Here is a 13,553-nt window from a genome sequence, read left to right as displayed (position 1 = left end):
TCATTTACCTTTCAACCGGCGGAAAAGTTTCCGGGATGTGATACGCATCTCCTGCCTGGAGTTATAATGTCGTACTGAGTGGCCAAATTGACTGTTGCGCTAACACATGCCACGGGGCAATAACAGCCCGTAAACCTTGCTTAAAGTCTGCGTAATATCATTTTTGCCTTTTCGACCTTGGGATAAAATGGCTAAAAATAAAATCATGACAGGTGTGCGTTTATGTTTTCATTAGGGAAGTTATTCGGTGGCAGGGACAGCGATAAAGTTAAAGCTATCAAGATGTTGCCGTCGGTGTATGCCGACATTTATGGCGATGAAGGTGAGTGCCGGCTGAAACGTCTGCGCCCGGAGCTCGGCGTTTTTGAGCTGCATTTCGCCGATCCCAAAGGCGATAAATACGTTTGCCATATGACTGCCTGTATTACCGGCATTGATATTGTTTTTGCTGCCAATAATCGCTCGGTCTTGGTTTCCCCTCCGTTCACGCCAGCCAAATTGCAGCCGGTGTTGGATATCGCCCTGGCTGATAGAAAAAAATAACGGCGAACCAACGCAATAAACCGCAGTTGCTGGCCGACTGTGGTTTATTCCATGTTGCAATTGTGCCCCAGCTCCCAAAACTGGCCCGGCGTAACCCTTCTTTCCCCGCGTTTTCCATGCCATCCTGCTGTTATAAATATGTTAATTGGCCGTCATCCTGGCCTGGTGGTTATTTCACCTAGGGCATAGGCATAGATAAATCAATGGAATGGAAATATGCGTCTGTTATTGGTTGAAGACCATCCCGAGTTATCCCACTGGCTGCAAAAGGCGCTGACCGGCGTCGGTTTTGCTGTCGACGTCGCGCCTGACGGGCTGGCGGCCGACCACATGTTGTTAAACGAGAGCTATGCGCTGGTGGTACTGGATGTAGCGCTGCCGCGGCTGAATGGTCTGGAACTGTTGGCCCGGCTGCGCAAGCGCGGGCAGGATTTGCCGGTGCTGTTGCTGACGGCCAGAACCGACGTTGCCGATCGCGTCAAAGGGCTGAATCTGGGGGCCGATGACTACCTGACCAAGCCGTTCGAACTCGATGAATTGGAAGCGCGTATTCGGGCATTGCTGCGCCGCAGCGTCGGCGTCACCCAGCAGGCGCTGCAGTATGGTGCGCTGACCTATCACGATGAAGGTTATTTCCAACTCGACGACAAACCGCTGCAGTTGACGCCCCGAGAGTTGGCGGTGCTGACCGCCTTGATCCACCGGCGTGGCCGCCCGGTTGCCAAACAGCAACTGTTTGAACAGGTATTTACCCTGTCTGATGAAGCCAACCCGGAAAGCATCGAACTCTACGTTCATCGGCTGCGGAAAAAGCTGCAGGGCAGCAATGTGGCGATCATCACCCTGCGTGGTCTGGGCTACAGCCTGGAGCTTTGCAATGAGGTGGTTTAACGCGCCACGCTCACTGTTTTATCAACTGTTGTTGTTCTTTGGCCTGCCGCTGCTGGTGCTGGGCGGCATCTCGATATATACCCACTACTTTAGCGCGATGAATGCTGCCACGCTGGCCTACGATCGCACGCTGCTGGCTTCGGCGCGCACCGTGGCGGAGCGGCTGGTGGTGCGCAATGGTCGGCTGGAAGCGGACGTGCCCTATGTGGTACTCGACAGTTTCGAGCGCAACATGAACGATCAGCTTTATTACGAAGTGATCTCCCCGCAGGGCGACAGTATTTCAGGCTATAACGATTTGCCGCCGATGCCACCCCATATCCTGCGTTCCAGTCTGTATCCGGCACTGGTGCATTTTTATGATGCCCAATATCGCGGCCGGCCGATCCGCGTGGCCGCGCTGTATCAGCCGGTCAACGAGTCGGGTGTGATGGGCATGGCGACCATTCTGGTGGCGGAGACGCTGGAATCGCGCCGCTATCTGGCGCGGCAAATGATGCTTTCCGCCTTGCTCAGCCAGGGAACGGTGGTGGTGTTGACCATGATCCTGGCCTTTGCGCTACTCAAACGGGTGCTTAAGCCGATGCGTAAGCTTTCCGGCATTATGCTGCGACGCGATCCGGGCGAACTGACGCCGTTGCCGATGGTGTTGCCCTGGTCGGAAATGCAGCCGCTGTTGCTGGCATTCAACCGTTATATTGAACGACTGCGGCTGATGGTGGCGCGTCAGGAACGTTTCAGCGCCGACGCTTCGCACCAGTTACGCACCCCGTTAACCGTGCTGAAAACCCAGGTGGGGGTAGCGCTGGCCAGTGATAAACCGGAGCAGTGGCGGGAAAGTCTGTTGGCGATGAGCACCACGCTGGATAACACCGTGGCGCTGACCGATCGTCTGCTCTATCTCTCCAGGCTCAAAGCCCATGAACATCTTGCCGACCACAAGTTGCAGCCGGTGAATCTGGCGCAGGTACTGCGCGATGCCTGTTTTTCGCGGTTACCGCAGGCACGCAGCAAACGTATTGATCTGGGATATGAGGGGGAATCCGTCTGTTGGGTTGGAGGGGAGGCACTGCTGCTGACCGAACTCTGTGCCAACCTGCTGGACAATGCGCTGAAATACACCCCGAATCAGGGCACGGTCACGGCCCGGTTAAGCATCGATAAACTGGCTGGGGAGTGCGTACTGGAAATTGAAGACAGCGGCCCGGGCATTGCCGAACAGGATACGGCGCAGGCGCTGCAGCCGTTTCATCGGCTCGATAACGTGGGTAATCAGCCCGGTGCCGGTTTGGGGCTGGCGCTGGTCAGCGACATCACCCGTTATCACGGCACCCGCCCGGAACTGTTGACCTCGGCCACCCTGGGAGGCCTGTTGGTGCGGGTGCGTTTTCAACTGCTGCCTTAACACTAAAGCCACAAACTCTCGGCCAAATAGATGTCGAGCCAGGAAAGATAATTTCACTACGCTGAAAGAAGGATAAGTTTGAGGTCAATAGATGCAAAAAAGCCCCTTTCGGGGCCCTTTTTAGATTTCCTGGAGCTCTCGTTCGAGAGTTGTCTGATTCAACTTGCGGCGTAGCAACGTGGCAGAGGATTTTTTCTGCCTATCCTGAAAGTCATGACGGAAGACATCGCTTGCCCCTTGAATACTAACAGTAGACAGAACATCATCAGAGACGGTCGCAGCAAGTCCCTGCAGCAATCGTTTCTCGTCATTTTCTGCTTGCAAGTACATGGTTTTACGGCGTAACGACATAATAAGCCCTCCCGGTCGAATCGTTTTTGAAAGCTTTCAAGTAATCTGGCAGTAGCTTTCTGGGTTTCCCTTTTGGTAAACCCGTTTCTTCATTGTATCGCTGTTCGTCTTTTAACCCAAGAATATAATCGTACGTCTCTTCGAGCGATATACTCCTTCCAAAATCGGCAATAGCACCGCCCGCCGCCTGAAATACAAAACCACCTATGTTAAAGGTTTGATAGTGCTGGAGCATAGCCAATGCAACCTGCTCTAACACAACGCCGCCAGCAAGGCCTTTAAATTTGACATGCCGGAAGTCACCAAAAGACTCTCTATCTATCCAGAGGTCAAAGTAAACTTCAGACATACCATTTTGTGGAAAAGGTATATTTAACGGCATCGTGTAACCAATGTCCGTAAATTTCTGCAGTTCCTTCAAACTGCCAAAAACCACAGTGTAAAGCTTACCGCCAGCGATAAAAATGTAACTATGATGGACTCGTCTATCGTAGGTAAATCTTTTGCGCCGAAACCCTGATTCATCCAGGCGAATATCTTCTTCTATTGGCAGTTGAAAACTCATGGGCACCTTCCTTGGTTGATGGATAGTTATTGTCCTACATATACAACCTTTTAAAGGAACGTGCCCGTTTCCCCGAATTCAAGCGTAAGTACGGAGAATACCGGCGATGCGGCTGAGCTATCACTTTTTGCACGGTGCCGCTGTGGGAGTAGGGACTGGTACCTTACGGCCCAGCGGCGTGCGCAGACGCTGCGACAGGATCACACCCAACAGGGTAATGCCGCCGCCGATCAAGTGGTAGCTGTGCAGATGTTCATGCAGGAACACCACCGCAATGATGGCGGTAAATACTGGAGCCAGATTCATAAAGATCGACGCGGTATTGGCACCCAGACGCATCACTCCGTGGATCCACAGATATGGCGCGACGATCGAGGCCGGGATACCGGCGAACAGCACCAGCGGAATATTTTGGCTGGTCAGCGCAACGTCCTGCGCCATCAGGAAGTTCGGCAGCAGCAACACCACGCCGAACACAATCTGTACATACAATGACTGCCAGTTCGGCAGCGCAATCGCCCAGCGCTTGGTCAGTACGCCGTACAGCGCATAAGCGGCGGTGGCGGCAAACATCATCAACTCGCCTTTGCCGATGCCATGTTGCAATAACTCGCCTGGATTACCGGCGCTCACCAGCCAGATCAAACCGGCCAGCGACAGCAGGCTGCCGATCGCGATGCCCACCGTAGGAGCCACTCGCAGCAGCACTATGCTGATCAGAATAGTCAGTAACGGGATCAGGGAAACAATAATGCCCATAAACAGCGCGCTGACGCTGTGCGCCGCGTAATAAGCCAGACTCTGATACAACACCATCCCCAGCATGCCGAGAACCATTAATTTCCACCAGTTGGCGCGTATTGCCGCCCAGTGACGGATCACGCCGGGCAGCACGAAAGGCGTCAGCGTGATCAGCGCCAGTAACCAGCGATAGAAGGAGATGGCGGCCGGATCGATGGCGGTAGCAGAGAGTTTGCTGACCACGGCATTAATTGACCAAATCAACACCGCCAGCAGAGGGAACAGCATATTCATGATAATTATTCTCATTAACAACGGACATGCTGGCTAGTTTACCCGTGTCCGGTTTATTATATATAGTGATATCCAGACAATATTTGCCCTAAACAAGACAAGTCACGGGACGAAACCATGCCAGAAATCCGTCATTACCCCGAAGCACTGATCCCGGCACCACGACCGGTGCAGTTCCGCTGCGAGGAGTTCAACGCCCGCACGGAGTTCCAGCCGCATCGGCACAGTTGGGGGCAACTGATGTGGGTCAAGGCCGGTGTTATGGTGCTGCGCATCGGCGGTCAGCGTTTTCTGGCACCGCCGGAATTTGTGCTGTGGGCGCCGGCAGAAATTGAACACTCTTGTTATAACCAGCGCCTGGCGCAGTGCCGCATGGTCGATATTGCGTTGCCGCTGTGCGCCGGGATGCCGGTCGATCCCTGTCTGGTCAGTGTGACGCCCATTTTCCGCGCCATTGCCGAAGATTTTTACGCACGCAAACAATATATCCCGCAGAGCAAACAGGACCTGCGGCTGTGCCGGGCGCTGATCGACCAACTGCATCTGTCGCCGGTTCAGCAAACCTACCTGCCGTCATCCGAAGACAAATTCCTGGCACCGGTGCTGGAGGCGCTGGAACACTGTCCTTCGGACAATACATCGCTCGCCGCCTGGGCTGCCCGGGTCTATACCACCGAACGTACGCTGTCGCGCCGTTGCCAGCAGGATCTGGGCATGTCATTTAGCGAATGGCGCCAGCGTTTGCGTTTCCTGCATGCCGTGTCCCTGCTGGAACAGGGCAAAACCGTGCAGGAGGTGGCGCTGGAGGTAGGGTACAGCTCGGCCTCGGCGTTTATTGTCATGTTTCAGCAAATCGCCGGTACCACCCCCGAGCGCTTTCGCCGGGCATGATTCAGTGGCACACTATTTCCCAGCGAAATAGCCGTAAACCGTCGGAGCAATAAGTGAAAATCCTGGTTGATGAAAATATGCCGTACGCGACTGAGTTGTTCAGTCGTTTGGGGAATGTGCAGGCGGTGCCTGGCCGCCCGATTCCGAGTGATGCGCTGGCCGATGCCGATGCGCTGATGGTGCGTTCGGTGACTAAAGTGAATGAAGCCTTGCTGGCCGGTACCCGCATTGGTTTTGTCGGCACCGCGACCGCCGGTACCGACCACGTAGACGACGTTTGGCTGCAACAGCAGGGCATCGGTTTTTCTGCCGCACCGGGCTGTAACGCCATTGCGGTGGTGGAATATGTGTTCTCCGCGCTGATGCTGCTGGCCGAACGTGATGGTTTCCAACTGCGGGATAAAACCGTCGGTATTATCGGTGTTGGCAACGTAGGCTCACGCCTGGATGCCCGGCTGAAAGCCTTGGGCGTCCGTACCTTGTTATGCGATCCGCCGCGGGCTGAACGCGGTGATGCCGGTGAGTTTTGGCCATTGGAAAAGCTGGTGGCGGAAGCCGACGTGCTTACTTTCCATACGCCATTGAATAAATCCGGCCCTTACAACTCGCTGCATCTGGTGGACGCGGAACTGCTGGCGGCGTTGCCGGACAATCGCATTCTGATCAACGCCTGTCGCGGTGCGGTGGTGGACAATGCTGCGCTGTTGCAGGCACTGGAGAAAGGCAAAAAACTGAGTACCGTGCTGGACGTGTGGGAGCCGGAACCGGAGCTTTCGCTGCCGTTGCTGGCGCGGGTGGATATTGGCACCGCGCATATTGCCGGTTACACGCTGGAAGGCAAGGCACGCGGCACCACTCAGGTGTTTGAGGCCTTCAGCCGCCACCTGGGCCAGCCGCAACAGATAGAGCTGGCCTCGCTGCTGCCGGTGCCCGAATTCAGCCAGATCCAACTCAATGGGCCGCTGGATGAAGGCAAATTAAAACGATTGATGCACTTGGTGTATGATGTGCGCCGCGATGATGCGCCGCTGCGCAAAGTGGCCGGGCAACCGGGCGAGTTTGATCGTCTGCGCAAGCATTACCAGGAACGCCGCGAATGGTCTTCATTACGCGTCCAGTGCGATGACAGCGCCAGTGCGGAGCTGTTGCACAAGCTGGGTTTCCTGACGGCATAAGGCTTTCTTAAGCCACGGCGACTAATTTTGTTATCAGGGCGGTGCAGTAGCCGCCCATCTGCATTTGAATAAATACTCTGGAGAAACCCAATGTCTGACGGCTGGAATATCGCTCTGCTTGGCGCCACTGGCGCGGTAGGTGAAGCGTTGCTGGAATTATTACAGGAACGCCAGTTCCCGGTGGGCGAACTCTATCCATTGGCAAGTGAACGCAGTGCCGGTGCCACGGTGCGCTTCAACGGCAAATCGGTACTGGTGCAAAACGCGGAAGAATTTGACTGGTCACAGGCGCAGTTGGCGTTCTTCGTCGCCGGAACCGAGGCTTCGGCCCGCTACGCGGAAGAAGCCGGCAACATGGGCTGCCTGGTGATCGACACCAGCGGCCTGTTTGCGCTGGAGCCGGACGTGCCGCTGGTGGTTCCTGGGGTGAACCCACAGGTGCTGGCGGATTACCGCAACCGCAATATCGTTGCCGTGGCCGACAGCATGGTTAGCCAGCTGCTGACCGCGATCAAACCGCTGACCGAACAGGCCGGGCTTTCCCGTCTGCACGTCACCACCCTGATGTCGGTATCGGCACGCGGCAAAGTGGCGGTCGACGATCTGGCCGGTCAAAGTGCACGCCTGCTGAACGGCATTCCGGCTGAAGCGGGCGTTTTCGCCAAGCAGTTGGCGTTCAACCTGCTGCCGTTGCTGGCCGACGAACAGGGCAGCGTGCGCGAAGAGCGTTTGATTGTCGATCAGGTGCGTAAAGTGCTGCAGGACGAAGGGTTGCCGATTTCCGTGAGCTGTGTGCAGTCGCCGGTATTCTACGGCCATGCGCAGGTGGTTCACCTGGAAGCGTTGCGCCCGATGTCTGCGGAAGAAGCGCGCAGCGAGCTGGAACAGGTGGATGATATCCAACTGAGCGAAGAAGACGACTACCCGACCCAGGTGACGGAAGCCTCTGGCAGCGATGCGCTGAGCGTCGGCTGTTTGCGTAATGACTATGGTATTCCGGAAATCCTGCAGTTCTGGTCGGTGGCAGACAACGTGCGTTTCGGCGGCGCGCTGATGGCGATCGAAACCGCAGAGCGTCTGGTGCAGGAGCAGATGTACTGATGTCTGAAGTTGTCTTGCCCACCCAGCCGACGTTGAAAATCGCGCTGGGGATTGAATATGACGGCAGCCAGTATTACGGCTGGCAGCGTCAGCAGGAAGTCGCCAGCGTGCAGGCCTGTCTGGAACAGGCGTTGAGCAAGGTGGCGGATGCGCCGATCAACGTGTTGTGCGCCGGACGTACCGACGCCGGAGTGCATGCCACCGGTCAGGTGGTGCATTTCGAAACCACCGCGCAACGCAAGGACGCGGCCTGGACGATGGGTGTCAACACCCATCTGCCGCCGGATATCGCCGTGCGTTGGGTGACTGGCGTGAATGAAGATTTTCATGCCCGTTTCAGCGCGACTGCGCGTCGGTATCGCTACATTATTTATAACCATCGCTATCGTCCGGCGGTATTGCAGAAGGGAATGACCCACTTTTATCACCCGCTGGATGCCGAACGGATGGAAAGGGCGGCGCAGGCGCTGCTGGGCGAGAACGACTTTACTTCGTTCCGCGCCGTGCAATGTCAGTCACGCACGCCGTGGCGTAACGTAAAACACGTTAAGGTTACGCGCTATGGCGAATATATTGTGGTAGATATCAAGGCGAATGCCTTTGTGCATCATATGGTTCGCAACATTGTCGGTAGCCTGATGGAAATTGGCTGCGGCAATCAGGATGAGAACTGGATGGCCGAATTACTGGCGCTGAAGGATCGTAATCTGGCTGCGGCGACGGCGCGGGCCGACGGGTTATACCTGGTTAGCGTTGATTACCCTGAGCACTTTGCCATACCCCGGCCGGCAATGGGGCCGCTGTTTTTACCCGACGACTAAATACTGGCGCGCCCGACGCGTTACTCCCTTGTGTAGCTGCCGGGTGGGTGAGACACCCGGTAAAAGAGAGAACCTATGGACATCATCAAGTTTGTAATTGATTTTATTTTGCATATTGACGTGCATCTGGCCGAGCTGGTGGCGCAATACGGTATGTGGGTGTACGCCATTTTGTTCCTGATCCTGTTTTGCGAAACCGGGTTGGTGGTGACGCCGTTCCTGCCGGGTGATTCTCTGCTGTTTGTTGCCGGTGCGCTGGCGGCATTGCCGACCAACGATCTGAATGTACATACCATGGTTGCGTTGATGATAGGCGCGGCGATACTGGGCGACGCGGTGAACTACACCATTGGGCGGCTGTTCGGGGAAAAGCTGTTCAGTAACCCGAATTCGAAAATTTTCCGCCGTAGCTACCTGGATAAAACCCACCAGTTTTATGAAAAACACGGCGGGAAAACGATTATTCTGGCGCGATTTGTGCCGATCGTGCGTACTTTTGCGCCGTTCGTCGCCGGTATGGGGCATATGTCCTATCGCCATTTTGCAGCCTACAACGTGATTGGTGCACTGGTTTGGGTGCTGCTCTTCACTTATGCTGGCTACCTCTTCGGCGATCTGCCGATCGTGCAGGAAAACCTGAAACTGTTGATCGTGGCTATCATCATTGTTTCAATTCTGCCGGGCATCATTGAAATTTGGCGCCATAAACGCGCGGCTGCCCGCCAGCAAAAACAGTAAAAACATCGCTTAACCTGTCGGTTCGACCAGTTTTTTATCCACAGTGTCGGGCCGATATGGTTTAATGAGCGACATTTATGGTCTGTTCCTGTTAACAACCTTGAAACCAGTGCCTCGCGCGCGCTAGCCGCGTTTTGCTCAGGCATTTTTCATTAGGGGTGTTTTCGGGGGGATTGTTAAAGCATGAACAGCGGACTGGCATTTGCCAGGTTCAAACAGAAAGGTCATCGATGAGCTGGATTGAACGAATTCTTAACAAGAGCAACATCACCCAAACCCGCAAGGCAAGTATTCCTGAAGGGGTCTGGACTAAATGCGATAGCTGCGGCCAGGTTCTCTACCGCGCCGAGCTGGAGCGTAATCTGGAAGTATGCCCAAAATGCGACCACCACATGCGCATGACTGCGCGTATGCGTCTGCATACTCTGCTGGATGAAGGCAGTGAAGTGGAGCTGGGCAGCGAACTGGAGCCGAAAGACGTTCTGAAGTTCAAGGATTCCAAAAAGTATAAAGACCGCCTGGTTGCCGCACAGAAAGCGACCGGTGAAAAAGACGCGCTGGTAGTAATGAAAGGCACGCTGTACGGCATGCCGATTGTCGCTGCTTCGTTCGAATTCGCCTTTATCGGCGGTTCCATGTCGTCCGTGGTCGGTGCGCGTTTCGTGCGTGCGGTTGAGCAGGCGCTGGAAGACAACTGTCCGCTGGTGTGTTTCTCAGCCAGTGGCGGTGCCCGTATGCAGGAAGCGCTGATGTCGTTGATGCAGATGGCGAAAACCAGTGCCGCACTGGCGAAACTGCAGGAGCGTGGTCTGCCGTACATTTCGGTACTGACCGATCCGACCATGGGTGGCGTTTCCGCCAGTCTGGCGATGCTGGGTGATATCAATATCGCCGAGCCGAAAGCGCTGATCGGCTTTGCCGGCCCACGCGTTATCGAACAGACGGTGCGTGAAAAACTGCCGCCGGGCTTCCAGCGCAGTGAGTTCCTGATTGAAAAAGGCGCGATCGACATGATCGTACGCCGTCCGGAAATGCGTCAGACCCTGGCGAGTATCCTTTCCAAGCTGACCAACCAGCCGCAGCCGCATTTCGATGAAGCCGCGCCGGTGTCCGAGCAGGAAAATCAGGCCGACGCCTGAGATCAATAGGTTCCCCGCGCCGGTAGCCATCGGCGCGGGGTTCAGCCGCCATTTTGTGGCTAAATGACGGTTGATAACGGAGAGCATCGCCTTTACCGCGGTGAGGGTGGTGCCCTGATGGATTAATGAACCCAAGTTCAGTGACGGGACTCATGCAAAACCACCAAATTCCCCAAGCCACGTCGCCATTGAGCTCGTGGCTTTTCTATCTGGAACGTCTGCACAGCCAGGCGATCGAACTCGGCCTGGAACGCGTACAGCGCGTTGCGGCGCATCTTGATTTACTCACTCCTGCACCGACGGTATTTACCGTAGCCGGTACCAATGGCAAAGGCACCACCTGTCGCACCCTGGAAACCATCCTGATGGCGGCCGGTTTGCGGGTTGGCGTCTACAGCTCGCCGCACCTGGTGCGTTATACCGAGCGGGTGCGCATTCAGGGCGATGAACTGAGTGAGGCCGAACACTGCCGCTCGTTCGCCGCCATTGAAGCGGGCCGGGGTGAAACTTCACTGACCTACTTCGAATTTGGCACCCTGTCGGCGCTGCAACTGTTCAAACAGGCTAAGCTTGACGTGGTGATCCTGGAAGTCGGGCTGGGTGGCCGCCTGGATGCGACCAACATCGTCGATCCGAGCGTGGCAGTGGTGACCAGCATTGCGCTGGATCATACCGACTGGCTGGGCAACGATCGCGAAAGCATTGGTCGTGAAAAGGCTGGGATCTTCCGCAGCGGCAAACCGGCGGTGGTGGGGGAACCGGATATGCCGGCCACCATTGGGCAGGTGGCGGAAACGCTGGGTGCCCAACTGTATCGCCGCGGCGATGCCTGGAGCTTCAGCGAACAGGGCGAACGCTGGCAGTGGCAAGGCGGCGGTACCTTGCTGACCGATTTGCCGATGCCCAACGTGCCGTTAGCCAATGCGGCGACGGCACTGGCTGCACTGCATTTTTCTGCGTTGGAAATTGATGAGCGGGCAATCTTTACCGGCTTGCAGCAGGCGACATTGCCTGGACGTTTCCAGATTGTGCGACGCGATCCGATGCTGATCCTCGACGTGGCGCATAATCCCCACGCGGCAGGTTACCTGGCCGGGCGTCTGGCGAGCTTACCGCGTAATGGCGGCAAGGTGCGAGCGGTGGTGGGGATGTTGTCGGATAAAGACATCGCCGGCACCCTGGCCTGTTTGAGTGAGCAGGTCGATGAGTGGTATTGCGCGCCGCTGGACGGGCCGCGCGGGGCCAGCGTCGAACTGTTGGCGCAATATTTGACGGAACCGCGGCAGTTTGCCGATGTCGAAACTGCCTGGCGTCAGGCTATGCAGGACGCAGATATTCAGGATATTGTGATCGTCTGTGGATCGTTCCACACCGTTGCACAGGTTATGGCGGCGTTAGACGAGCGGGGAGTGTGAGTGGCAAGTAAATTTCAAAACCGATTGGTCGGTACCGTGATTTTGGTCGCGCTGGGAGTGATTATCCTGCCAGGGCTGCTGGACGGTAAAAAGAAACATTATGAAGACGAATTCGCCGCCATTCCATTGGTGCCGAAGGCCGGTGATGTGGAAGAAAACGACGTGGTGCCACCGGTAAGCCAACCGCTACCGGCACAGCCGCCGGAAGGCGCGGGCGCTCTGGTTGAGCAGCAGGCGGCCAATGAGGCAGCAGCGCAGCAGGCAGTTCGCCAACCGACGCAGCAGCCGACGCTGGTGACCCCGCCGGTCGAATCCCGTCCACAACCGACGCCGCAGCCGCAGGTGAAGCCTAAACCGGTAGAAACCAAACCGGTGGAAGTGAAACCAAAACCGGTACCGCAACCGAAACCGGTGGAGACGAAGCCGGTGGTGAAACCTGAGCCAACGCCAGTACCCAAGCCTGAGCCTGCACCCGTGCAGAAACCGGCGGAAGAGAAAGCGCCGGCAGGGCAGGCTTATGTGGTGCAGCTCGGTGCGCTGAAGAACGCCGCCAAGGTGAACGAGGTGGTGGCATCGCTCAGGCTGTCCGGTTACCGTGCCTTTACCGTGCCATCAACGCCGGTACAGGGCCAGATCACTCGGATCTACGTCGGCCCGGATGCCTCAAAACAGAAGCTGCAGTCTTCTCTGTCCGCGTTGAACTCGATCAGTGGTTTGAGCGGTCAGGTGAAGCCATACGGCGTACGTTAAGTTTATGGGGTGCAGCATGCTGTGCCCCATAATCGAGTCATGCCGATATAATCATTAAAAATAATGTGCCTTTCGTAGCTGAAATGGCCTATGTAGGCGCGGCGATTGGGAATTTTTTTATCGCCGCTTTTTATTTGTAGCGGGGCAGGAAAACCCCTACGCAAACGTTTACGTTTTCTGTTAGAATTCGCCGCGAAATGGATGCAGGGGCGATTCATCATTGGAATAGTTCATGGTCTGGATTGATTACGTCATTATAGCGGTGATTGGATTTTCGGCTCTGGTGAGCCTGATCCGAGGGTTTGTTCGCGAAGCATTGTCACTTGTGACATGGGGATGTGCGTTTTTTGTTGCCAGCCATTTCTACTCTTACCTTGCGGTCTACTTCACTCGTTTTGAAGATGAACTGGTGCGAAACGGCATCGCGATTGCCATCTTGTTTATCGCGACCCTGATCGTAGGCGCTATTGTTAACTATGTGATTAGCTCACTGGTAGAGAAAACCGGGTTATCAGGCACCGACCGGGTGCTGGGCGTCTGTTTTGGCGCACTGCGCGGCGTGTTGATCGTTTCGGCGATACTGTTTTTCCTGGATACCTTTACCGGCTTCTCACAAAGTACCGACTGGAAACAGTCGCAGCTGATCCCCCAGTTCAGTTATATCATCAGGTGGTTCTTTGACTACCTGCAGAGCACGTCGAGTTTCTTGCCGACCCATTTACCGGGGCGGTAG

15 protein-coding genes are annotated in these 13,553 nt (G+C 55.8%); 12 read left to right on the top strand and 3 right to left on the bottom strand.

Going from position 1 to position 13,553, the window contains the following annotated elements:
• Positions 1-222 precede the first annotated feature (222 nt).
• From ACSOSI_RS17920 to ACSOSI_RS17910, 3 genes are all read left to right on the top strand, one after another.
• Positions 223-543 (top strand): hypothetical protein, encoded by a 321-nt coding sequence (locus ACSOSI_RS17920; RefSeq protein WP_454889741.1) that lies wholly within the window; start codon positions 223-225, stop codon positions 541-543.
• A 216-nt stretch (positions 544-759) separates the two neighbouring features.
• A complete protein-coding gene (gene tctD, locus ACSOSI_RS17915) occupies positions 760-1,434 on the top strand; it encodes a transcriptional regulator TctD (protein WP_115184154.1) in 675 nt (224 codons plus the stop codon).
• Positions 1,421-2,839, top strand: a complete 1,419-nt coding sequence (locus ACSOSI_RS17910; protein ID WP_012146053.1) for a sensor histidine kinase — start codon at positions 1,421-1,423, stop codon at positions 2,837-2,839. The genes tctD and ACSOSI_RS17910 overlap by 14 nt, the downstream gene beginning before the upstream one ends.
• A 120-nt stretch (positions 2,840-2,959) precedes the next feature.
• Here the strand turns inward: ACSOSI_RS17910 and ACSOSI_RS17905 are convergent, their stop codons facing one another.
• From ACSOSI_RS17905 to ACSOSI_RS17895, 3 genes are all read right to left on the bottom strand, one after another.
• On the bottom strand, positions 2,960-3,190 hold the full coding sequence (locus tag ACSOSI_RS17905) for a hypothetical protein (protein ID WP_041418638.1): 231 nt from the start codon (positions 3,188-3,190) through the stop codon (positions 2,960-2,962).
• Positions 3,174-3,755, bottom strand: coding sequence for a hypothetical protein (locus tag ACSOSI_RS17900; RefSeq protein ID WP_261408638.1), 582 nt, complete (start codon positions 3,753-3,755; stop codon positions 3,174-3,176). Before ACSOSI_RS17900 ends, ACSOSI_RS17905 begins: the two co-directional genes overlap by 17 nt.
• 120 nt (positions 3,756-3,875) lie before the next feature.
• Positions 3,876-4,790, bottom strand: coding sequence for a DMT family transporter (locus ACSOSI_RS17895; RefSeq protein WP_411226890.1), 915 nt, complete (start codon positions 4,788-4,790; stop codon positions 3,876-3,878).
• A gap of 117 nt (positions 4,791-4,907) precedes the next feature.
• On the opposite strand from ACSOSI_RS17895, the gene ACSOSI_RS17890 reads away from it, so the two are divergent.
• The 9 genes from ACSOSI_RS17890 to cvpA all read left to right on the top strand — a co-directional run bounded on the left by ACSOSI_RS17890 (position 4,908) and on the right by cvpA (position 13,553).
• Complete coding sequence (locus tag ACSOSI_RS17890) at positions 4,908-5,681, top strand: AraC family transcriptional regulator (RefSeq protein WP_012146051.1); 774 nt, start codon at positions 4,908-4,910, stop codon at positions 5,679-5,681.
• Between the two features lie 53 nt (positions 5,682-5,734).
• Positions 5,735-6,856 (top strand): 4-phosphoerythronate dehydrogenase PdxB, encoded by a 1,122-nt coding sequence (pdxB, locus tag ACSOSI_RS17885; protein WP_012146050.1) that lies wholly within the window; start codon positions 5,735-5,737, stop codon positions 6,854-6,856.
• A gap of 90 nt (positions 6,857-6,946) precedes the next feature.
• The gene (locus tag ACSOSI_RS17880) at positions 6,947-7,957 is read left to right on the top strand and encodes an aspartate-semialdehyde dehydrogenase (protein ID WP_017893505.1); all 1,011 of its coding nucleotides are present in this window, start codon (positions 6,947-6,949) and stop codon (positions 7,955-7,957) included.
• Positions 7,957-8,778, top strand: a complete 822-nt coding sequence (gene truA, locus ACSOSI_RS17875; protein ID WP_261131630.1) for a tRNA pseudouridine(38-40) synthase TruA — start codon at positions 7,957-7,959, stop codon at positions 8,776-8,778. Before ACSOSI_RS17880 ends, truA begins: the two co-directional genes overlap by 1 nt.
• Before the next feature lie 75 nt (positions 8,779-8,853).
• Positions 8,854-9,516: a DedA family protein gene (locus ACSOSI_RS17870; RefSeq protein WP_012146047.1), complete on the top strand. Its 663-nt coding sequence runs from the start codon at positions 8,854-8,856 to the stop codon at positions 9,514-9,516.
• A 230-nt stretch (positions 9,517-9,746) separates the two neighbouring features.
• Positions 9,747-10,655, top strand: coding sequence for an acetyl-CoA carboxylase, carboxyltransferase subunit beta (gene accD, locus ACSOSI_RS17865; RefSeq protein WP_012146046.1), 909 nt, complete (start codon positions 9,747-9,749; stop codon positions 10,653-10,655).
• Between the two features lie 152 nt (positions 10,656-10,807).
• Positions 10,808-12,070 (top strand): bifunctional tetrahydrofolate synthase/dihydrofolate synthase, encoded by a 1,263-nt coding sequence (gene folC / locus ACSOSI_RS17860; RefSeq protein WP_368453705.1) that lies wholly within the window; start codon positions 10,808-10,810, stop codon positions 12,068-12,070.
• Complete coding sequence (gene dedD, locus ACSOSI_RS17855; protein ID WP_115184156.1) at positions 12,071-12,820, top strand: cell division protein DedD; 750 nt, start codon at positions 12,071-12,073, stop codon at positions 12,818-12,820.
• A gap of 232 nt (positions 12,821-13,052) precedes the next feature.
• The gene (gene cvpA / locus ACSOSI_RS17850; protein WP_012146043.1) at positions 13,053-13,553 is read left to right on the top strand and encodes a colicin V production protein; all 501 of its coding nucleotides are present in this window, start codon (positions 13,053-13,055) and stop codon (positions 13,551-13,553) included.

The organism is Serratia sp. AR11, assembly GCF_056376275.1.
Note: the sequence above shows the minus strand (reverse complement) of the source record. Positions and strands in the feature narration are given on the sequence as shown.

Coding starts and splice junctions, on each gene's coding strand:
- ACSOSI_RS17920 (WP_454889741.1), top strand. CDS start 223: ATGTTTTCATTAGGGAAGTTATTCGGTGGCAGGGACAGCGATAAAGTT.
- tctD (WP_115184154.1), top strand. CDS start 760: ATGCGTCTGTTATTGGTTGAAGACCATCCCGAGTTATCCCACTGGCTG.
- ACSOSI_RS17910 (WP_012146053.1), top strand. CDS start 1,421: ATGAGGTGGTTTAACGCGCCACGCTCACTGTTTTATCAACTGTTGTTG.
- ACSOSI_RS17905 (WP_041418638.1), bottom strand. CDS start 3,190: ATGTCGTTACGCCGTAAAACCATGTACTTGCAAGCAGAAAATGACGAG.
- ACSOSI_RS17900 (WP_261408638.1), bottom strand. CDS start 3,755: ATGAGTTTTCAACTGCCAATAGAAGAAGATATTCGCCTGGATGAATCA.
- ACSOSI_RS17895 (WP_411226890.1), bottom strand. CDS start 4,790: ATGAATATGCTGTTCCCTCTGCTGGCGGTGTTGATTTGGTCAATTAAT.
- ACSOSI_RS17890 (WP_012146051.1), top strand. CDS start 4,908: ATGCCAGAAATCCGTCATTACCCCGAAGCACTGATCCCGGCACCACGA.
- ACSOSI_RS17880 (WP_017893505.1), top strand. CDS start 6,947: ATGTCTGACGGCTGGAATATCGCTCTGCTTGGCGCCACTGGCGCGGTA.
- truA (WP_261131630.1), top strand. CDS start 7,957: ATGTCTGAAGTTGTCTTGCCCACCCAGCCGACGTTGAAAATCGCGCTG.
- ACSOSI_RS17870 (WP_012146047.1), top strand. CDS start 8,854: ATGGACATCATCAAGTTTGTAATTGATTTTATTTTGCATATTGACGTG.
- accD (WP_012146046.1), top strand. CDS start 9,747: ATGAGCTGGATTGAACGAATTCTTAACAAGAGCAACATCACCCAAACC.
- folC (WP_368453705.1), top strand. CDS start 10,808: ATGCAAAACCACCAAATTCCCCAAGCCACGTCGCCATTGAGCTCGTGG.
- cvpA (WP_012146043.1), top strand. CDS start 13,053: ATGGTCTGGATTGATTACGTCATTATAGCGGTGATTGGATTTTCGGCT.